Annotated in this window: 12 protein-coding genes; 11 read left to right on the forward strand and 1 reads right to left on the reverse strand. The window is 67.4% G+C overall.

All coding sequences use genetic code 11. The features are described from left to right. Nucleotides 1-201: 201 nt before the first annotated feature. The 3 genes from lepA (at nucleotide 202) to hemW (ending at nucleotide 4,013) form a co-directional block, all read left to right on the forward strand. The gene (lepA, locus tag MRBLWO13_RS13380) at nucleotides 202-2,052 is read left to right on the forward strand and encodes a translation elongation factor 4 (RefSeq protein ID WP_341974486.1); all 1,851 of its coding nucleotides are present in this window, start codon (nucleotides 202-204) and stop codon (nucleotides 2,050-2,052) included. A 73-nt stretch (nucleotides 2,053-2,125) separates the two neighbouring features. Next, nucleotides 2,126-2,779, forward strand: a complete 654-nt coding sequence (locus tag MRBLWO13_RS13385; RefSeq protein ID WP_341974487.1) for a DUF1990 family protein — start codon at nucleotides 2,126-2,128, stop codon at nucleotides 2,777-2,779. Between the two features lie 16 nt (nucleotides 2,780-2,795). Next, a complete protein-coding gene (gene hemW, locus MRBLWO13_RS13390; protein WP_341974488.1) occupies nucleotides 2,796-4,013 on the forward strand; it encodes a radical SAM family heme chaperone HemW in 1,218 nt (405 codons plus the stop codon). On the opposite strand, the gene MRBLWO13_RS13395 is transcribed toward hemW, so the two are convergent. Continuing rightward, entirely contained in the window at nucleotides 4,010-5,425 is a 1,416-nt protein-coding gene (locus tag MRBLWO13_RS13395) for a carboxylesterase family protein (protein ID WP_341974489.1), read from the reverse strand. The two genes, hemW and MRBLWO13_RS13395, sit on opposite strands and share 4 nt — an antisense overlap. 125 nt (nucleotides 5,426-5,550) lie before the next feature. Here MRBLWO13_RS13395 and hrcA point away from each other — a divergent pair, with 125 nt between their 5' ends. Genes hrcA through era form a run of 8 tightly spaced genes read left to right on the forward strand, consistent with a single transcriptional unit; the run spans nucleotide 5,551 to nucleotide 12,606 of the window. After that, a complete protein-coding gene (gene hrcA / locus MRBLWO13_RS13400; RefSeq protein WP_341974490.1) occupies nucleotides 5,551-6,585 on the forward strand; it encodes a heat-inducible transcriptional repressor HrcA in 1,035 nt (344 codons plus the stop codon). 44 nt (nucleotides 6,586-6,629) lie between these two features. Next, nucleotides 6,630-7,745 carry a molecular chaperone DnaJ gene (dnaJ, locus tag MRBLWO13_RS13405; protein ID WP_341974491.1) on the forward strand — a complete coding sequence of 372 codons (1,116 nt, stop codon included), beginning with the start codon at nucleotides 6,630-6,632 and terminating at the stop codon, nucleotides 7,743-7,745. 15 nt (nucleotides 7,746-7,760) lie between these two features. Further along, nucleotides 7,761-8,489 (forward strand): 16S rRNA (uracil(1498)-N(3))-methyltransferase, encoded by a 729-nt coding sequence (locus MRBLWO13_RS13410; protein WP_341974492.1) that lies wholly within the window; start codon nucleotides 7,761-7,763, stop codon nucleotides 8,487-8,489. A 55-nt stretch (nucleotides 8,490-8,544) separates the two neighbouring features. Then, nucleotides 8,545-8,895 (forward strand): HIT domain-containing protein, encoded by a 351-nt coding sequence (locus MRBLWO13_RS13415; RefSeq protein WP_341974493.1) that lies wholly within the window; start codon nucleotides 8,545-8,547, stop codon nucleotides 8,893-8,895. Between the two features lie 49 nt (nucleotides 8,896-8,944). Next, complete coding sequence (locus tag MRBLWO13_RS13420; protein ID WP_341978399.1) at nucleotides 8,945-9,970, forward strand: PhoH family protein; 1,026 nt, start codon at nucleotides 8,945-8,947, stop codon at nucleotides 9,968-9,970. Continuing rightward, on the forward strand, nucleotides 9,967-10,425 hold the full coding sequence (ybeY, locus tag MRBLWO13_RS13425; protein ID WP_341974494.1) for an rRNA maturation RNase YbeY: 459 nt from the start codon (nucleotides 9,967-9,969) through the stop codon (nucleotides 10,423-10,425). Before MRBLWO13_RS13420 ends, ybeY begins: the two co-directional genes overlap by 4 nt. Further along, nucleotides 10,422-11,717, forward strand: coding sequence for a hemolysin family protein (locus MRBLWO13_RS13430; RefSeq protein ID WP_341974495.1), 1,296 nt, complete (start codon nucleotides 10,422-10,424; stop codon nucleotides 11,715-11,717). The genes ybeY and MRBLWO13_RS13430 overlap by 4 nt, the downstream gene beginning before the upstream one ends. Beyond that, on the forward strand, nucleotides 11,692-12,606 hold the full coding sequence (era, locus tag MRBLWO13_RS13435; RefSeq protein ID WP_341974496.1) for a GTPase Era: 915 nt from the start codon (nucleotides 11,692-11,694) through the stop codon (nucleotides 12,604-12,606). Before MRBLWO13_RS13430 ends, era begins: the two co-directional genes overlap by 26 nt. The last annotated feature ends 33 nt before the right edge of the window (nucleotides 12,607-12,639 follow it).

Below are 12,639 nucleotides of genomic sequence, written 5' to 3' on the forward strand. Positions count from 1 at the left end.
CTGCCGACGCAGCGCTGGGTCGGTTGCAATTCAAGCATCATCCGACGATCCACGCGACGCGCGATCGGCTCCTGACGTGTGACGGAGTCGTGACGCCTGCGGGATTCAGTGTCACGGAACCGTCTGGGGCAACCTCGGGAGACTATCACCGGTTCGGGCGAATCGAGGATTAGCATCGCCTGACCGTAGAATCGTGTGGACATGTCACCACGCGCTCTCACCTCCCTTCAGCCTGCCGCGACTCCGGCGACGCAGATCCGCAACTTCTGCATCATCGCCCACATCGATCACGGCAAGTCGACGCTCGCCGACCGTATGCTCGGCATCACCGGCGTGGTCTCGGATCGCGACATGCGGGCGCAGTATCTGGACCGCATGGACATCGAGCGCGAACGCGGCATCACCATCAAGAGCCAGGCCGTGCGCATGCCCTGGATGCTGAACGGTGAGACGTTCGCGCTGAACATGATCGACACCCCCGGTCACGTGGACTTCACCTATGAGGTCTCCCGCTCGCTCGCGGCCTGCGAAGGAGCGCTTCTCCTCGTCGACGCCGCGCAGGGCATCGAGGCTCAGACCCTCGCGAACCTCTATCTCGCGCTGGAGAACGATCTGCACATCATCCCGGTGCTGAACAAGATCGATCTGCCGGCGGCCGACCCCGAGAAGTACGCGAAGGAACTCGCGTCTCTGATCGGCGGTCGCCCGGAAGACGTGCTGCGAGTTTCCGGCAAGACAGGCCTCGGCGTGGAGGATCTGCTCGACCGCCTCGTGGAGCAGATCCCGGCGCCGAAGGGCGACCCGGACGCTCCTGCCCGCGCGATGATCTTCGACTCCGTCTACGACGCCTACCGCGGCGTCGTCACCTATGTCCGCATGATCGACGGCTCCCTGGAGCCGCGCGAGCGTATCCAGATGATGTCGACGCGGGCCACACACGACCTCCTCGAAATCGGCGTGTCCAGCCCGGAACCTGTGCCTTCGAAGGGTCTCGGCGTCGGCGAAGTGGGCTACCTCATCACCGGCGTGAAGGACGTGCGCCTGTCGAAGGTCGGCGACACCGTCACGACGGCCAGGAAGCCGGCATCCGATGCCCTTCCCGGCTACACCGACCCGAAGCCGATGGTCTACTCCGGGTTGTACCCGATCGACGGCAGCGACTACAGCGAGCTGCGCGAGGCGCTGGACAAGCTCAAGCTCTCCGACGCTTCTCTCGTGTACGAGCCCGAGACCTCCGTGGCGCTCGGCTTCGGTTTCCGCTGCGGGTTCCTCGGGCTGCTGCACCTGGAGATCATCACCGAGCGACTGGCCCGTGAGTTCGACCTCGATCTCATCACCACAGCACCCAGCGTGATCTACGAAGTGACCACCGACATCGGTGAGAAGGTGATCGTCACCAACCCGAGCGAGTACCCGGACGGTCGTGTGGCCTCGGTCGCCGAACCGATGGTCAAGGCTGCGATCCTGCTGCCGAAGGACTATGTCGGTACCGTGATGGAGCTCTGCCAGACGCGCCGCGGCGCGCTGCTGGGCATGGAGTACTTCTCCGAGGAGCGCGTCGAGCTGCGATACATGATGCCGCTCGGTGAGATCGTCTTCGATTTCTTCGATCAGTTGAAGTCGAAGACGCAGGGGTACGCGAGCCTCGACTACGAGCCCGCCGGCCAGCAGGACGGCGACCTGGTCAAGGTCGATGTTCTGCTGCAGGGCGACAAGGTCGACGCGTTCAGCGCGATCGTGCACCGCGACAAGGCGTACGCCTACGGCACCCTGATGACGGAGCGGCTGCGCAAACTCATCCCACGCCAGAACTTCGAAGTCCCGATCCAGGCGGCGATCGGCGCGCGGATCATCGCCCGTGAGACGATTCGCGCCCTCCGCAAAGATGTCCTCGCCAAGTGCTACGGCGGTGACATCAGCCGCAAGCGCAAGCTGCTCGAGAAGCAGAAGGAGGGCAAGAAGCGCATGAAGATGGTCGGTCGTGTCGAGGTTCCGCAGGAGGCGTTCATCGCTGCTCTCTCCGGCGACGTCGACAGCAAGGACAAGAAGTAGATCTCCGCGGGATGTGACGTCCCGCGGCGCGTGGGGAGTGTTCGCCCAGGGAACGGGAAGTAGGCTGGAACTCATGCGGCGCGGGACTTTCCGAGACGACACGGTTGACTATGCGGCCGTGGGTGCGACCCACGCGCCCGATCTGATGCAGTACCCGCCGGAGCGCAGCATCCCCGCTGAGCAGTCCTGGCGGATCGGCAGTGGTGCGGAGCGATTCCAGTCCGCAGGTGAATCCCTGCTGACCTGGACGGCGCAGCGCGCGGCCGGCCTGAGCATCGAAGACGTCCGCCCGGCGTCGGGTCCTGCCTATGCAGGCGTGAGCTTCGATGCCGAGGGCAACCCCGTCGCTCCGAGCAAGCGCGACGTCGAGCAGCGCTTCGATGCCGAGGGAACCCCGTTCGTCGGTCCGGGCATGACGCTTCGCCTGCACGGTCGGGTCTCGGGCATGCGGGCGGATGCCGAGCTGCGCGTGATCTCGGTGACCGAGGAACCGCGCCGCGTCGGCTTCGTGCTCGGCACGGTCGGCGGTTCGGTCGTCAGCGGCGAGGAGTCGTTCGACCTCGAGTGGCGCGAGGACAACGACGAGGTGTGGTTCACCGTGCGCGCGTTCGATGCGCCGAATGCTCTGCTCTACCGGACGGTGCCGGTTCTGGTGAAGCGCCGCCGCCGCGAGCTGTTCGCCCGCTACCTCCGGGCGATCTCCCCGCTGTACGCGACCCCCGTCTGATGGCACGCACTCTCTGATGGGCGCGTCGCTCCCTCTCGGCGATCCCGCGCCCACCGACGGTCGTCTGCCGCACGACCTCCCGATCGATCCGGCCGTGCCCTTCTCCGCGTACCTGCACATCCCGTTCTGCCGGGTGCGCTGCGGCTACTGCGACTTCAACACCTATACATCCGGTGAGCTGCGCGGAGCGCGGCAGGAGGACTACGCCTCGACGCTCGAGGCCGAGATCGCCCTGGCCCGCACCGTTCTCGGCGACGCCGGCGCCCTCCGACCGATGGACACGGTCTTCTTCGGCGGCGGCACCCCCACGCTGCTGCCGGCGGGGGATCTCGCCCGGATGCTGGGTGCCGCGGTCTCCGCGTTCGGGATCGTCGACGGTGCGGAGGTCACCGTCGAAGCCAACCCCGACACCGTGACGCCGTCCGTCGCGAGGACGCTGGCCGATGCCGGCGTGACTCGCTTGTCGATCGGCATGCAGTCCGCGGTGCCGCATGTGCTCGCCGCTCTGGACCGCACCCATGACCCGGAGAACGTGCGCACCGCCGTCGCCGCCGCCAAGGATGCGGGGCTGGCTGTGAGCGTCGATCTCATCTACGGCGCACCGGGGGAGTCACTCGCCGACTGGGAGGCTTCTCTCGATGCGGCGCTCGCGCTCGAGTCCGACCACATCTCGGCGTACGCATTGATCATCGAGGACGGCACGAAGCTCGCTCGCCAGATCCGCCGCGGCGAGGTGCCGACGCCCGATGACGACGTGCAGGCCGACATGTACGAACTGGCGGACGCGCGGCTCGCCGCCGCCGGCTTCGATTGGTACGAGATCAGCAACTGGGCTCGCGATCCCGACCAGCGATCGCGTCACAACCTCGCGTACTGGCGGGGGAGCGATTGGTGGGGGTTCGGGCCGGGGGCGCACAGCCACGTCGCAGGTCTCCGCTGGTGGAATGTGAAGCACCCCGCCGCCTACGCGCAGCGGCTCACGGCATCCGAATCGCCGGCGGCCGGCACAGAGCGTCCCGGTGAACAGGCACGGATGCTGGAGCGGGTGCTGCTCGAGAGTCGATTGGCAGAAGGTTTCGCGGTGGCCGAACTGCCGCCAGCGAAGCGATCGCGCGTCGCGGGACTCATCGCAGACGGACTCGTCGATCCGGCATCCGCCCTGCGTGGTCGGGTGCGGCTGACGTTGCGCGGGCGGCTGCTGGCCGACGCGGTGGTCAGAGAGCTCACCGACTAGGGCAGCAGGTCCATCGCCGTCGCGCGGCGCTGCACGACCGTCGTCGTCTCGGCGTCGAAAAGGCGGGTCTGGCGCTGTGCATCGAAAGCCGGCCAACCCGGATCGCCGGTCTTGATGAACCGAATCCATGCAGCATGCATTTCTGCGGCGAGCTCCTGCGGCGCCTCAGGTCCGGCCATGCGCAGCGCCTCGTCATCGCCCAAACGGTCGAAGACGAACCCGAGTTCCAGTCCGTGCGCCGCGCGAAGATCGCGCACGGGACTCTGCCACGCGAACTCGTAGACGTACGTCGGCGCCTTCCGGGTGGACGCGAGCCTGCTCAGTGGCGCTCGGAGCATGCGGTCGGTCAGCAGCTGGCCGGCGATCTCGCCGGGGGAGGCCTGTGGCCAGTCTGCTCGGTAGGCGCTCACCGCGCGCCGCGGGATGCGCAGGGCCAAGCGCGCAGCGAGGAGCTTGAGCTCAGTGATCCCGGCGAGGGCATCCGGTGTGAGCCACAGCCGGTACTCATCGGTGTTGGAGCCGATGAGAAGCGGAGTGTCGATCTCGCCGATCACCTCATGGGGCGAGCGAGGAAGACTCTCCTCGTCGATCGCGAATTGGAACCCGGGTGCCCCGCGAAGCGGTGAAGAGCCCGCAGACAGCCGCCGGCGGATCTCGAGGAGACGATTCGGCGCCACCGCGGCGAAGGACTTCCGATCAGAACGGATTCCGAGCTGTTTCGCCATCTGCGCCGTGACCCTGCCGGCTTTGGCGAGTGTCTGCGCCTCGAGGGGGGCCGATTCGATGATCGCCCCGCTGATCATCCGCCGGGTGTCCTCCCTCGCGAGGAGGCCGGCGACGAGCGCTCCGCCCGCCGATTCACCCATCGCGGTGATCCGGGCCGCGTCGCCACCGAAAGATCCGATCTCACGGTGCACCCACTCGAGAGCCGCAGCGACGTCGCGCAGCCCCAGGTTGCGCGGCACGTCATCGAGCACCGAGAATCCTTCGGCACCCAGCCGGTAATTGATCGAGACGAAGACGATGCCGGCGCGTGCGAACACAGAGCCGTCGTACAACGGAAGCGCTGCGGTGCCTCGTTCCAGGGCGCCACCGTGAATCCACAGCACGACGGGCGCCGCCACCGCGTCGTCCGGCGCCCAGACGTTCACCGTGAGGATGTCGTCTCCATCGATGCGCACGGACCCGAGAAGCTCACCGATCGCGCCCGGATAGGGGAGCTGCGGAGCGGTGGCGCCGAAAGCGGTCGCCGAGCGCACACCGTTCCACGGTGCGGGAGGCTGCGGGGCACGGAAGCGATTCGCGCCGACGGGAGCAGCCGCGTAGGGGATGCCAAGGAAGTGCCTGATGCCGTCCTCCGCAGAGCCCTGTACGGTGCCGGTGCTGATGGTGATCCGGGGGTCGGAGGTCATGATCGTCATCGTATTGCCCGTTCGCGTCGATGAGTTCCAGGCGGAAAGGGTCGCGCACAGGTAGAATTGGCACTCTGAGTATTCGAGTGCCAGCGAACATCGGCGAGACAACGGGAGGAGGCGACATGGTCACCGAGCGAGGACTGCAGGTTCTCCGCGCGATCGTGCAGGACTATGTCGAGACCCGCGAACCCGTCGGGAGCAGGTCGATCGTCGACCGGTACTCCTTCGGCGTCTCCGCGGCGACGATCCGCAACGACATGGCGCAGCTCGAGGACGAGGAGCTGATCGCCGCACCGCACACCTCCTCCGGGCGGGTGCCGACCGACAAGGGCTATCGCGTCTTCGTCAACCACCTCGCCCAGCTGCGACCGCTCTCGGTCGCCCAGCGCACGGCGATCGAGTCGTTCCTCGCTGCACCCGCCGATCTCGACGACCTCATGGCCCGCACCGTCCGCGTGCTCACACAGCTCACCGGTCAGGTCGCGCTCGCCCAGTATCCGTCGTTCGCGCGCGCGCACCTCACGCACCTCGAGCTCGTCGCCCTGGCGCCGAACCGTCTGCTCGTCGTGCTCGTGACCGATGCCGGTGGCGTATCCCAGCGGCTCGCGCCGCTTCCCGTCGACGTCGACGAAGCAGACATGGCGGTGCTGCGTGCGCGTCTTTCCGCCCTGATCACCGGTCGTGCGGTCAGTGATGCCGCAGACCGTCTGGGCGGACTGCTGGCGGCGGCGGACTCGAAGACGAAGGATGCCGCGCTGCACACTCTCGCGTCGGTCATCGTCGACGAACTGGGAGAGTTCCGCCAGGAGCGGCTGGTGATGGCGGGAGCGGCGACGCTCGCCCGGCGCGAGCAGGACTTCCGCGGCAGCATCCATCCGATCCTCGAGGCGATCGAGGAGCAGGTCACCCTGCTGCGGCTGATGAGCGAGATGGTGAGCGACGAGCACGGCCTCGCGACGAGCATCGGCACGGAGAATGCTCCGTTCGGACTCGGTGAGGCCTCGATCGTCGCCAGCAACTACGCCGCCCCCAGCGGAACGGCGAGAGTCGGCGTGATGGGGCCGACCCGCATGGACTATCCGAGCAACCTCGCGGCGGCACGGGCCGTGGCCCGCTACCTATCGCGGCTGCTCGACGAAGACGAGGGAAGCCGCTGACGCGGCTCCCGCACGAACGAACGCGCGTACGCGGAAAGGTGATTGTGGCGGACCACTATGAGGTTCTCGGAGTTTCCCGGGACGCTTCCACTGACGAGATCAAGAAGGCCTACCGACGCTTGGCGAGGCAGCTGCACCCGGATGTGAATCCGGGCGAGGAAGCGTCGGAGCGCTTCAAGCTCGTCACCCATGCCTATGACGTGCTCAGCGACGACGACTCCCGTCGTCGCTACGACATGGGCGGCGGTGACGGCGCCGGCCAGAACTTCAGTGGCTTCGGCGGGTTCGGCGACATCTTCGAGCAGTTCTTCGGGGCGTCACAGGGTGGCGGGCGCAGCGCCCGGCCGCGGTCGCGCCGGGAGCGCGGCCAGGACGCACTGGTCCGAGTGACACTCGAGCTCGGCGACGTCGTGTTCGGTGCGCACCGCGACATCGAGGTCGACACCGCCGTGCTCTGCGAGACCTGCCAGGGCTCCTGCTGCCAGGAGGGCACTTCGCCGGTGACCTGCGACATCTGCGGTGGATCCGGTCATGTGCAGCGTCAGGTGCGCAGTCTCCTCGGCAACGTCGTCACCTCCGCCCCGTGCGGCAGCTGCGAAGGCTACGGCACCACGATCCCGTATCCGTGCGCGACCTGTGGCGGTCAGGGGCGCGTGCGCTCTCGTCGTACGGTCTCGCTGGACATCCCCTCCGGTGTCGAGACCGGCCTGCGTCTGCAGCTTCCCGGCTCCGGCGAGGTGGGCAAGGCGGGCGGTCCGAACGGTGACCTCTACGTCGAGGTGACCGTGTCGCCGCACGCCGCGTTCAGCCGCGACGGTGACGATCTGCTCGCGACGCTCGAAGTGTCGATGACCGACGCGATTCTCGGCACGGAGACCTCGATCGACGGCCTCGATGGCGTCGTCGATCTGGAGATCCGTCCCGGCGTGCAGGCGGGCGACGTGCTCACCATCAAGGGCCGCGGAGTCACGCCACTGCGCGGTAGCCAGCGCGGCGACCTTCGGGTGGGAGTGCAGGTCGTCACGCCGACGAAGCTGGACTCTGCTCAGCGCGCGCTGATCGAGGACTTCGCGAAGAAGTCGAAGGCACCGGCTCCGCAACTCGCGCAGTTCCAGCAGGGTCTGTTCTCCAAGCTCCGCGATCGCTTCCGCACGCACTGACCGAAGGACTGAGCCATGGCGCTGCACTTCCTGCTCGAGTCGTCGTCGGATGCTTCGGTGGGCGACATCGTGTCGCTGACCGGTGCCGAGGCGAAGCATGCCGCCGTCGTGCGGAGGTTGCGGGTCGGTGAAACGGTGACGGTCGGTGACGGCTCCGGAGTCTGGCTCGCCGGGGTGGCCGAGGACGTGTCGCCGTCGCAGGTCGATGTGCGGATCTCGGAGCGCACGGAACACGCGGCGCCGAGCCCGAGGATCGTGCTCGTGCAGGCGTTGGCCAAGGGCGACCGCGATGAGCTGGCTGTGCAGGCTGCGTGCGAGCTCGGTGTCGACGAGATCGTGCCGTGGCAGGCCAGCCGCAGCGTCTCGCGGTGGGACGGGCCGAAGGCGATCAAGGGCCGGGAGCGTTGGGCCTCCATCGTGCGCGAGGCGGCGAAGCAGGCGCACCGCGCCTGGGTTCCTGAGGTGTCAGCGCCGGTGTCGACCGCGCAGCTCGTCGAGCGCGTGGCGGTGCAGCGGGTGCTGCTGCTCGATCCGACGGCCGAGGTACGGTTGTCCGACCTCACGCCAGACGGCCGAGACATCGTGCTGGTCGTGGGACCGGAAGGCGGCATCTCCGACGAGGAGCTTCGCCGCCTGGCGGACGCCGGTGCCGAACGCGTGCTGCTCGGTGAGACCGTGCTGCGCACCTCGACCGCTGGCCCGGCGGCGATCGCCGTGCTGTCGGTGGCCCTCGATCGCTGGTGATGCCCCGACGGGCACCGGCGCCCATGGCACACAGGCCCGCAAGTAAGCTGGACCCATGACGGAACCCTCGATCTTCACGCGCATCCTGAACGGGGAGATCCCCGGCGAGATCCTCGCCGAGACCGACCGCCTCTTCGCACTGCGCGACATCGCCCCGCAGGCCCCCGTGCACCTCCTGGTGATCCCGAAGACGCAGGAGTACCCGAATGTCGCCGAGCTGGCGGCCGCCGATCCCGCCTTGCTGGCCGAGCTCATCGCGTTCGCCGAGAAGCTCGCGGTCGAGCACACCGAGGACGGCGATTTCCGCCTCGTCTTCAACACCGGTGCGAACGCCGGTCAAACCGTGTTCCACGTCCATGCCCATGTGCTGGGCGGCGGACTGAGCGAGCGGAGCGTCGGTGCCTGACTCCCGAGAATCCGAGGTCGTGGAGCGGATCTACGCCGATGGCGTCGCCATGGTGCAGTTGCTCGGGCCGCAGGATCGGCTGCTGCGGATGCTCGAGAAGGAGCACCGTGATGTGCAGGTGCTGGTCCGCGGCAACGAGATCACGCTGACCGGCGATGCCGAGGCGGTCGCCAAGGCGAAGACCCTTGTCGACGAGCTGCTCGCGATGACGAAGGCAGGTCACGATCTCGTGCCCAGTGATGTCGAGAACTCCGCCAGAATGCTGCGCCACGAGGGCGGTCCTCGTCCGAGCGAGGTGCTCGGTGAGGCGATCCTGTCCACCAGGGGCAGGGTCATCCGACCCAAGACGCTCGGGCAGAAGGAGTACGTCGACGCGATCGAGGAGAACACGATCGTCTTCGGTATCGGCCCCGCCGGCACCGGGAAGACGTACCTCGCGATGGCAAAAGCCGTGCAGGCGCTGCAGCGCAAAGAGGTCACCCGGATCATCCTCACGCGACCGGCCGTCGAGGCGGGGGAGCGTCTGGGGTTCCTCCCCGGAACGCTGAGCGACAAGATCGACCCGTACCTGCGACCTCTGTACGACGCGCTGAACGAGATGATGGACCCCGAGATCGTGCCGCGCCTGATGGCCACGGGCACGATCGAGGTCGCTCCGCTCGCGTACATGCGCGGGCGCACGCTGAACGACTCCTTCGTCGTGCTCGACGAAGCGCAGAACACCACGCCTGAGCAGATGAAGATGTTCCTCACCCGCCTCGGTTTCGGCACGAAGATGGTCGTCACGGGCGACATCACGCAGGTCGACCTCCCGCAGGGCGCGTCCGGACTGCGCCTCGTGACGCGGGTGCTGAACGACATCGAGGACATCCACTTCTCGCGACTCACCAGTGCCGACGTGGTGCGCCACTCCCTGGTCGGACGGATCGTCGACGCGTACAGCGAGTACGACGAGCAGCGAACCGCGCAGCGGTTCGAGCGCGAGCAGGCGGCAGAGTTCGCGAACCGCGCAGAACGCCGCGGACCCCAGCGACCAGGACCCCGAGACCGGATGCCGAAACGAGGACTCTCATGATCGAGATCAACAACGAATCGGCCATCGTCGTCGACGAGACCGTGCTGCAGCGGCTCACGGACTTCAACCTTGCGCAGATGCACGTCAGCCCCGACGCCGAGGTGGCGATCGTGCTCGTCGACGAGGGCGCCATGGAAGCCCTGCACGTGCAGTGGATGGACGAGCCCGGCCCGACCGATGTGCTGAGCTTCCCGATGGATGAGCTGCGCCCTGGCACCGAGGACCGTCCGACCGCTCCCGGTCTGCTCGGTGATATCGTGCTGTGCCCGCAGGTCGCCGAGACGCAGGCGCAGGCCGCTGGCCATTCGCTGATGGACGAGCTCATTCTGCTGACCACGCATGGACTGCTGCACCTCCTCGGATTCGACCACGCCGAGCCCGACGAGGAGCGCGAGATGTTCGGACTGCAGAAGGAGCTCATCGTGGGCTTCGCTGCAGCCGAACGCCGACGATGACAGCCGGATTCCTGCTCGCCGGCGCCGTCCTGCTCGTCGCCTTCGGCGGCCTGATGGCGGCGATCGACGCCGCCTTCGGTGTGACGTCGCGCTCCGACCTCGAGGAGATGGGCGCCGACGGCCGCAATGCCCGCCAGCTGGCGAGGATCGCAGCCGACCCGGACGTCCACGTCAACGCGGTGGCGTTCATCCGCGTTCTCGCCGAGGTGACGGCCGCCGTGCTCGTCACCGTCGCCTTCACGAGCCTCTTCGACAACATCTGGTGGGCGATGCTCGCCGCTGCCGTGCTGATGACGGGAATCACCTTCGTTCTGGTCGGCGCCAGCCCGCGCACGTTCGGCCGACACCACTCCGATCGGATGCTGCGTGCCAACGCCCCGATCGTACGAGGACTGCGCATCCTCCTCGGTCCGCTCGCGCAGGGGCTTGTCGCCCTGGGAAACCGGGTGACCCCCGGTACCGGCCGCAGCTCCTTCACCTCGGAGGAGCAGCTGCTGAGCATGGTCGATGAAGCCGCATCCAACGACCTCATCGAGGCCGACGACCGTGACCTCATCCACTCGGTCTTCGACTTCACCGACCAGTTCGTCCGTGCCGTGATGGTCCCGCGCACCGAGATGGTGACCGTCGATGCCACCGCGTCGACCAGCGAGGCGATGGCGCTGTTCCTGAACCGCGGTGTGTCCCGGATGCCGGTCGTCGACGACGAGGCCGACGACGTCGTCGGGGTCCTCTATTTGAAGGACCTCGTGCAGTTCGCCTTCCGCGACGAGAACGCCTGGCGCACGGCATCCGTCCGCCCGATCGCTCGACCAGCGACCTTCGTGCCGGAGTCGATGCGCGCCGAGACCTTGCTGCAGCAGATGAAACGCGACGCCGTTCATGTGTGCCTCGTCATCGACGAGCACGGCGGCATCTCCGGGTTGGTGACCCTGGAAGATCTGATCGAAGAGCTGGTCGGAGAGATCGCAGACGAGTACGACCAGGTCTCGGCCGAGATCGTCGAACTGGGCGACGGACGGTACCGGGTCAGCGCGCGGCTCTCACTCGAAGACGTCGGCGACCTCTTCGGCCTGGAGCTCGAGGACGAAGACGTGGACTCGATCGGCGGACTGCTCGGCAAGGAGCTCGGCCAGGTGCCGCAGCCCGGCTCGACCGCGACGGTCGAGGGCTTGGAGCTCACCGGCGGCGCGTCGCGGGGACGTGGTCGCGGGATCGCGACCGTCTTCGTGGAACGCGCGGCCGGGAACGTGGAAGGAACGCATCATGAAGGAGAACGACGAGATGACTGAGCAGACGCGAAGCGGGTTCGTGACCTTCGTCGGCCGGCCCAATGTGGGCAAATCCACACTGACGAACGCCCTGGTCGGCGAGAAGATCGCGATCACCAGCGAGAAGCCGCAGACGACCCGACGGGCGATCCGCGGCATCGTGAATCGGCCCGAAGGGCAGCTCGTGATCGTCGACACCCCCGGCATCCACAAGCCGAGGACGCTCCTGGGCGAACGACTGAACAATCTCGTCGAGCAGGTTCTCGGCGATGTCGACGTCATCGGCTTCTGCGTTCCTGCCACCGAGAAGGTGGGTCCGGGTGACCGGCGGATCGCCGCTTCTCTGGACGGTTATGCACGGGCGAAGAAGATCGCGATCGTGACGAAGACGGATGCGGCCGGCCGCGACCAGATCACGGAACGCCTGATGGAGGTCGACGCCCTTCGCGAGGACTGGGACGCCGTGATCCCGCTGTCGGCGCTGACGCGCGACCAGCTGGAAGTGTTGTGCGATGAGGTTCTCTCCCTGATGCCGGTGGGGCCGGCGCTCTACGACGAGGGAATCACGACGGACGAGTCCGAAGAGGACCGGATCGCCGAGATCATTCGCGAAGCAGCTCTCGAGGGTGTGCGAGACGAATTGCCGCACTCGATCGCGGTCGTGATCGACGACATCGCGCCGCGTGAGAACAGCGACCTCACGGACGTGCACGCCCAGATCGTCGTCGAGCGCGACAGCCAGAAGGCCATCATCATCGGCCACAAAGGGTCTCGGCTGGCGGATGTCGGCAAGCGCGCACGGGTGGGGATCGAGGAGCTGCTCGGCACGCGGGTCTTCCTGGGACTGCACGTAAAGGTCGCGAAGGAGTGGCAGCGCGACCCGAAGCAGCTCGGCAGACTCGGGTTCTGAGGTGGCGGCCCGAACCGCGCCGGCCGAGGTCGC

Source organism: Microbacterium sp. LWO13-1.2, from assembly GCF_038397725.1.
Taxonomy (GTDB): Bacteria; Actinomycetota; Actinomycetes; order Actinomycetales; family Microbacteriaceae; genus Microbacterium.

Bases quoted from the DNA above. Each gene is read 5' to 3' on its own strand.
- lepA (WP_341974486.1), top strand. From the start codon at position 202: ATGTCACCACGCGCTCTCACCTCCCTTCAGCCTGCCGCGACTCCGGCG.
- MRBLWO13_RS13385 (WP_341974487.1), top strand. From the start codon at position 2,126: ATGCGGCGCGGGACTTTCCGAGACGACACGGTTGACTATGCGGCCGTG.
- hemW (WP_341974488.1), top strand. From the start codon at position 2,796: ATGGGCGCGTCGCTCCCTCTCGGCGATCCCGCGCCCACCGACGGTCGT.
- MRBLWO13_RS13395 (WP_341974489.1), bottom strand. From the start codon at position 5,425: ATGACCTCCGACCCCCGGATCACCATCAGCACCGGCACCGTACAGGGC.
- hrcA (WP_341974490.1), top strand. From the start codon at position 5,551: ATGGTCACCGAGCGAGGACTGCAGGTTCTCCGCGCGATCGTGCAGGAC.
- MRBLWO13_RS13410 (WP_341974492.1), top strand. From the start codon at position 7,761: ATGGCGCTGCACTTCCTGCTCGAGTCGTCGTCGGATGCTTCGGTGGGC.
- MRBLWO13_RS13415 (WP_341974493.1), top strand. From the start codon at position 8,545: ATGACGGAACCCTCGATCTTCACGCGCATCCTGAACGGGGAGATCCCC.
- MRBLWO13_RS13420 (WP_341978399.1), top strand. From the start codon at position 8,945: ATGGTGCAGTTGCTCGGGCCGCAGGATCGGCTGCTGCGGATGCTCGAG.
- ybeY (WP_341974494.1), top strand. From the start codon at position 9,967: ATGATCGAGATCAACAACGAATCGGCCATCGTCGTCGACGAGACCGTG.
- MRBLWO13_RS13430 (WP_341974495.1), top strand. From the start codon at position 10,422: ATGACAGCCGGATTCCTGCTCGCCGGCGCCGTCCTGCTCGTCGCCTTC.
- era (WP_341974496.1), top strand. From the start codon at position 11,692: ATGAAGGAGAACGACGAGATGACTGAGCAGACGCGAAGCGGGTTCGTG.